Consider the following 6,236-nt stretch of genomic DNA (forward strand, 5'->3'; position numbering starts at 1 on the left):
GTCGGCGACGGCACCTCCAACGTGGGCCTGGGCATCCTGAACTCCTCGAAGGACTTCGGCAAGCTGGACTACAAACAGGTGCTGCGCGAATGGACCGCCGGCATGCCCGAAGACTGGGGCTTCACCCCGGACAACCAGGTGGGCGAAATCCGTGGTGCCGCGCTGCCCATGGGCTTCAACCGCACCCCGCACTATTCTCCGGGCCTGCTGCTCCTCGGCGACGCCGGCGGCATGGTCTCCCCGTTCAACGGCGAGGGCATCTCCTACGCCATGGAGTCCGCCCGCTTCGCGGCCGAATTCATCGCCGACGCGGCTGCCCGGTCGGCGTCCGCCGGCTGGGGGACCGGGACGGAGGCTTCCAGGGCCGCCGACGCGCACCTTGCCCGGTACGCCGACTACGTGCGCCAGCAGTGGGGCTCACACTTCACACTGGGACGGGCGTTCGCCGCCCTGATCGGCAAGCCGGCCGTCATGAAACTGGCCCTCCGGACCGGTATGCCTGTCCCCGTGCTCATGCGTTTCGTGGTGCGGATGCTGGCCAACCTTACCGATCCCGCCGCCAAGGGCTTCGAGGACCGGGTCATCCGGGTCCTGGAATCCCTGGTTCCCGCCACGTCCAATCAGGCCACGTCCAATCAGGCAACGTCCAACAAGGCCGCGTCCACCACGGACAGCGTTCCGCACTCCGGCGCCAACTCCGCGGTTTCCGCAACAAAAAGTTAGGGTTAACCCGTGACCAACTCTGCAGACCAAAGCTGGACGCACGCCGGACACGGCCTGCCGAGCGCTGAACCCAGCCTCAACACCACCGCGATCGCCACCGGCCTCCAACTGCCGGCAGGCTTCTCGGCCATCGCGGGCGACGCCGAGCTGGGCCCGGCGCTCACCACCAACCTGGCGCGCGTCGAGAAGAAGCTGCGCGAAGCCATTGCCAACTCCGATCCCCTGGCTGACGCAACGTCGCGCCACCTCGTGGAAGCCGGCGGCAAGCGGATCCGCCCGCTGCTGACCCTGCTGTGCGCCCACCTTGGCGACGCCTCCTTGCCCGCAGTGGTGCAGGCCGCCGTCGTCGTCGAACTGACGCACCTCGCCACCCTCTACCACGACGACGTCATGGACTCCGCGCCGTTCCGCCGGGGGGCGCCGACGGCCCACGAGGTCTGGGGCAACTCCGTCGCGGTCCTGACCGGCGACCTGATCTTTGCGCGCGCCTCCATCCTGGTCTCAGAACTCGGGTCCCGGGCGCTTGGCATCCAGGCCCGCACCTTTGAACGGCTCTGCCTGGGCCAGCTGCACGAGACCGTGGGACCGCGCCCGGACGAGGACCCCTTGGCGCACTACCTCTCCGTCATCGCGGACAAAACCGGCTCGCTCGTGGCCGCCTCCGGGCAGCTGGGTGCAATCTTCTCCGGCGCCGACGAAGCCTACGAGCCGATCCTGGTCGAGTACGGCGAGAAGGTGGGCGTTGCCTTCCAGCTCGCCGACGACGTCATCGACGTCACCGGGATCAAGGTCAAGTCCGGCAAGTCGCCGGGAACCGACCTGCGCGAAGGCGTGCCCACCCTGCCCGTGCTGCTGCTGCGCAACGCGGCCCGCGACGGCGACCAGGCCGCTGTCGAACTGCTGACGCTGATCGACGGTGACCTCAGCTCGGATGAGGCCCTGGCCGCCGCCGTGGCCGGACTCCGGGAGCACCCCGTCACTGCACAGTCCTGGGTGGTGGCACGCACCTGGGCCGATGAGGCCATTGCCGCCCTTGCCCCGCTGCCCGAAGGCGTCGTAAAGGCCTCGCTGACCAGCTTCGCCCACGCCGTAGTGGACCGCAGCAGCTAGGTCCCCGGCCTCCGGCCGCTGGGCTCACCTCCGGCCACACCAGCTAGGCCGGGCCCGGCGGTACAGCCGGGCCGGAGTCGCTCCCCGGCCGGTTCTTCCGGCTGGGTGCAGCCTGACGATTAACCTGGCTTCCGGCTTAAACGGAATGGCCCCGGTTCCTCACAACGTCCGAGTCTTCCGTTGTGCCGAACCGGGGCCATTTCTCCGTTCGCATCAGATCCACCGGAGGCATTTGGTGAACCCAGAAACAACTCTATGACAGTTATGTCATAGCGTCCAGACCTATCTGTAAATTTCTTGTCATAAGATTTCGATTCATTGCCGGACGTTGTCGCGCTGAGTTTCCCCACCTTTGGCCGGACAGCTTCGGGACACGCCGGCCGCGGGCGGGACACGCCGTCGGACATGGTCAAAAGCGGGGAATACCAGCGGCGCGGAGGGTGCGGAGTTGTCCACATAACCGATGTTCTGGCCCCCGGGGCTGTCATGCCGCGTGTGTGCTTGCCCCATGGACGTTACGGTTTATCTGGAATACGCCGGCTCGGTTGCCCGCACGGCCACGCTGCTGCAGGCAGGTTTTACGTCGAACAGGATCCGCGCTGCCGTGGCTGCCGGGGAAATTCGCCGCCTCCGCCATGGGGTGGTGGCGCTGCCCGGGGCGCGGGCGGACTTCGTGGCCGCCGTGCTCGCGAACGGCATGCTCACCTGCGCCTCCGCCGCGCCGTTCCACGACATATGGCGCCTCCACGAGCCCGCACGGCTGCACCTGCTGTGCGCGCACGGCGCAGCGCCCGGAATGGTCATCCACCGCGGCAGCCTGGTCCCGACGGAATACCCGCGCCCCGTGGCCGGACTCACCGACGCTCTGCTCCACGCGCTGCGCTGCCTGCCCCCGGTGGATGCGGCGGTCATGGTGGAAAGTGCCCTGCTGCAGGGCCGCACCTCGCTGGACTATCTGCGCCAGCGGCTGCCGGGAAACCGGAACGCGGCCGCCCGTGCAGTCCTGGAGCTGGTTGACGGCACGGCGGATTCGGCGATCGAGGTCGTTGCCAGGCTGCTCTTCCGGAGCCAGGGAATCTACACCCAGACGCAGGTGCACCTGCCGGGGATCGGCGTCGTGGACTTCCTGCTTGAAGGATTCCTGATCGTGGAGATCGACGGGAGCACCCATCTTGAGCGCGCGCAGGTCAAGAAGGACCGAGGCCGGAACAACGCCAGCATCCTGACCGGCTACGCCGTCCTCCGGTACGGATATCACGACGTCGTTTACAACCCGCAGAAGGTGATCGATGAGGTGTGGCAGGTGCTGCGCGGCAGGGTCATCCGCTGAATTTCCCCACGTATGGAATCCCGTTGCCACAGAATGCCGGCGGTTCCGCCGGACACGCCGGTGGGGGACGCCAAACAAGGGGAGAGTCGGCGGCCGCAGGAGAGAGGGGAGAGTCGGCGGGAGATGGGAGGAGAGGGCCGTGGAGCCTAGTCTTCGTCCTCGTCGTTGAAGGCCCACTCGAACATGTCGAAGACGAATTCGGAGAAGGTCCCTTCCTCGCTCTTCCACTGGCCGCGGGCGTTGTTGCGGCGGTACACGATGGGATCCGGGATGCTGAGGTCCCCGACGCGGAAGCCCCAGGTAAACTGCTCTTCCTCGTCCTCGAGGAACATGAGGAAGCCCTCGTCATCGACTTCGAGCTCTTCGGGGTCCCAGAAGTAGTGGTAGGCCTCCATGATGTCCTCGCAGCCGCCGACTGCCAGGTAGAACTCGCGCAGGACCATCGGGACCTGGAACTGGTGTTCGGCCAGGGCGGCGTCGAGTTCGTCGGCCGGGAGGCCATCTTCTTCCTGCCATTCGTCTTCGAGATACTTCGGGACAAGCGCGCGGAATTTCTCGAGGAACATGTCAGTCATGGTCTTATCCTAGCTAATCCTCAGCGGTCGTTTTCCGCGGTGTCCAGGCCCAGCCGGTGCCAGCCGCGGACCGCCAGGGGAACGTACCAGTGGCGCCGCCAGGCCGTGACCCGGAAGGCGAAGACCACCCCGGCGACGGCGCAGGCGCTCACCGCGGTGAAGGTCCCCGTGAGGGACAGGAGCACGGTCGACGCCGACCCGGCGAACGCCGGCAGTGCGTACAGATCCTTGGGGTCGAAGAGCTGCGGGACCTCGTTGGCGGTGATATCCCGCAGCAGGCCGCCACCCACCGCCGTCGTGACACCCAGCAGGACGGCGGCCACAGGATTCATCCCGGCGGCCAGCGCCTTCAGTGTGCCGGTGATGCAGAACAGGGCCAGCCCGCCGGCGTCGAACAGGATCAGCAGCGACGTGAAGCGCTGGACGCTGGAGAACAGGAAATACACCAGCACCGTGGCAAACAGGGGCGGTGCCAGGTACGCCGGGTTGGTGAACGCGGCGGGCGGGCCCGCGTTGATGATGATGTCGCGGATGACGCCGCCGCCCAGGCTCACCACCGAGGCCAGGAGCAGCGAGCCGATGATGTCGAACTGCTTCCGCGCCGCGAGCAATGAGCCGGAGACCGCAAAGAAGAACACGCCGGCGAGGTCAAGCCAGACCAGGACAAGGCTGAAGGAGAAGGTCATGAAGCGTCCCGGTCGATTGCAAGGGGGCGGATAGGGCGGCTCCAAGGTTACGCTAACGGCTATGAATACCCCCATCCTGATCGCCTGCGCCCACGGCACGTCGAGCCCGCACGGGGCCGCGGAGGTCAACGCGCTCAGGGACGGCATCGCGGGGCTCCGTCCCGGGCTGGACGTCCGCGAGGCCTACGTCGACGTGCAGGACCCGGACCTGCCGGCCGTCGTGACGGGCCTCCCGGCGGGGGTGACCGCCGTCGTGGTTCCGCTGCTGCTCAGCGTCGGATACCACGTTAAGGTGGACATCGCCCGCGCCGTGAAGAGCCGGCCGGACACCTTGGCCGCGGCGCCGCTGGGGCCGGATCCGCGGCTCGCAGCGCTGCTCGATGCGCGGCTGCGCGAGGCCGGGGTAACGGACAACGACGCCGTGGTCCTCGCCGCCGCCGGGTCCTCCGATCCCAGCGCCGCACAGAATGTCGAGGAACTCACGGAGCAGCTCCGTGCCCTGCGTTCCAACCGGATCGTGGCCGCCTACGGCGCCTCCGCCAAACCCTCGGTTCCCGACGCCGTCGCCATGCTCCGCGAGGAGGCCGCCGGCGGTGCCGGCGCGGGGGAGTCGGCCGGAGCGGTGGACCTTGGCGGTCGCGTCGTCATCGCCTCGTATCTCCTGGCGCCCGGCTTCTTCCATGACCAGCTGGCCAAGGCCGGCGCGGACCTGGTGACGGCGCCGCTGCTGCCCTCCCCGGTCCTTGCCGAAATTGCCCTGGAACGCTACGACGCGGCGCTGGCCGGGGCCCCGCAGCCCCGGCCCTGACGGTCCGCGCAGATGCACAGCCGCAGGGCGACTTCAAGAGTTTTCGGCGGTTCGTGACGAAATGTTGCCCTAGGTGACTCCCCGTTTCTGACCCTTTGTGACGGGATTACGGCCGCCCCTACAGTCGATGCATGACTGATACAGCTCTAGCCGGAGCGTCCACGGACGAGGCTGCCGCCGGCCGCACCAAGCGCCCTCCCCGCCCGGCCGCAAAGCCGCACGGCCAGTGGAAAGTGGACGGCACCACGCCGCTGAACGCCAACGAGACCTGGAAACAGGAAGACAACGGCCTCAACGTCCGCGAGCGTATTGAGTCCGTCTACTCCAAGCACGGCTTCGACTCGATCGACGGCACCGACCTGCACGGCCGCTTCCGCTGGTGGGGGCTTTACACCCAGCGCAAACCCGGGATCGACGGCGGCAAGACCGCCACGCTTGAGCCGCACGAGCTAGAAGACAAGTACTTCATGCTCCGGGTCAGGATCGACGGCGGTGCGCTCACCACCGGTCAGCTGCGCGTCATCGGCCAGATCTCCGTGGACTTCGCCCGCGACTCGGCCGACCTCACGGACCGCCAGAACATCCAGCTGCACTGGATCCGGGTCGAAGACATGCCCGAAATCTGGCGCCGGCTCGAAGGCGTGGGGCTGTCCACCACGGAAGCCTGCGGCGACGTGCCCCGCGTCATCCTCGGCTCCCCGGTGGCGGGCATCGCCAAGGACGAGATCATCGATCCCACACCGCTGATCCAGGAACTCGCCGAGCGGTTCATCGGCGACCCGGAACTGGCCAACCTTCCGCGCAAATTCAAGACCGCTATCACCGGCCACCCCAGCCAGGACGTGGTGCACGAGATCAACGACGTCGCCCTGGTGGGCCTGGTCCACCCCGAACTCGGCATCGGCTACGACCTCTGGGTGGGCGGCGCGCTCTCCACCAACCCCATGCTGGGCAAGCGCCTCGGCGCCTTCGTCCGGCCGGACCAGGCCGCCGACGTGTGGCTC

At 67.7% G+C, this 6,236-nt stretch carries 5 protein-coding genes and 2 pseudogenes; 5 read left to right on the forward strand and 2 right to left on the reverse strand.

The genetic code is table 11. The features are described from left to right. The 3 genes and pseudogenes from LQV45_RS15650 to LQV45_RS15660 form a co-directional block, all read left to right on the forward strand. A pseudogene (locus tag LQV45_RS15650) lies at positions 1-723 on the forward strand (FAD-dependent oxidoreductase); the annotation flags it as partial. A gap of 9 nt (positions 724-732) precedes the next feature. Beyond that, positions 733-1,833 carry a polyprenyl synthetase family protein gene (locus LQV45_RS15655; protein ID WP_230007829.1) on the forward strand — a complete coding sequence of 367 codons (1,101 nt, stop codon included), beginning with the start codon at positions 733-735 and terminating at the stop codon, positions 1,831-1,833. Positions 1,834-2,341: 508 nt separating this feature from the next. Beyond that, entirely contained in the window at positions 2,342-3,163 is an 822-nt protein-coding gene (locus LQV45_RS15660) for an endonuclease domain-containing protein (RefSeq protein ID WP_230007830.1), read from the forward strand. 146 nt (positions 3,164-3,309) lie between these two features. On the opposite strand, the gene LQV45_RS15665 is transcribed toward LQV45_RS15660, so the two are convergent. Both LQV45_RS15665 and LQV45_RS15670 read right to left on the reverse strand, forming a co-directional pair. After that, entirely contained in the window at positions 3,310-3,738 is a 429-nt protein-coding gene (locus tag LQV45_RS15665) for a hypothetical protein (protein ID WP_223913705.1), read from the reverse strand. A 20-nt stretch (positions 3,739-3,758) separates the two neighbouring features. After that, the gene (locus LQV45_RS15670) at positions 3,759-4,424 is read right to left on the reverse strand and encodes a trimeric intracellular cation channel family protein (protein ID WP_230007831.1); all 666 of its coding nucleotides are present in this window, start codon (positions 4,422-4,424) and stop codon (positions 3,759-3,761) included. 61 nt (positions 4,425-4,485) lie between these two features. Here LQV45_RS15670 and LQV45_RS15675 point away from each other — a divergent pair, with 61 nt between their 5' ends. Both LQV45_RS15675 and LQV45_RS15680 read left to right on the forward strand, forming a co-directional pair. Continuing rightward, positions 4,486-5,232 carry a sirohydrochlorin chelatase gene (locus tag LQV45_RS15675; protein WP_230007832.1) on the forward strand — a complete coding sequence of 249 codons (747 nt, stop codon included), beginning with the start codon at positions 4,486-4,488 and terminating at the stop codon, positions 5,230-5,232. 131 nt (positions 5,233-5,363) lie between these two features. Then, positions 5,364-6,236: pseudogene (locus LQV45_RS15680) on the forward strand (nitrite/sulfite reductase); the annotation flags it as partial.

This window comes from Microbacterium sp. Bi128, from assembly GCF_918698205.1.

Coding starts and splice junctions, on each gene's coding strand:
- LQV45_RS15665 (WP_223913705.1), bottom strand. CDS start 3,738: ATGACTGACATGTTCCTCGAGAAATTCCGCGCGCTTGTCCCGAAGTAT.
- LQV45_RS15670 (WP_230007831.1), bottom strand. CDS start 4,424: ATGACCTTCTCCTTCAGCCTTGTCCTGGTCTGGCTTGACCTCGCCGGC.
- LQV45_RS15660 (WP_230007830.1), top strand. CDS start 2,342: ATGGACGTTACGGTTTATCTGGAATACGCCGGCTCGGTTGCCCGCACG.
- LQV45_RS15675 (WP_230007832.1), top strand. CDS start 4,486: ATGAATACCCCCATCCTGATCGCCTGCGCCCACGGCACGTCGAGCCCG.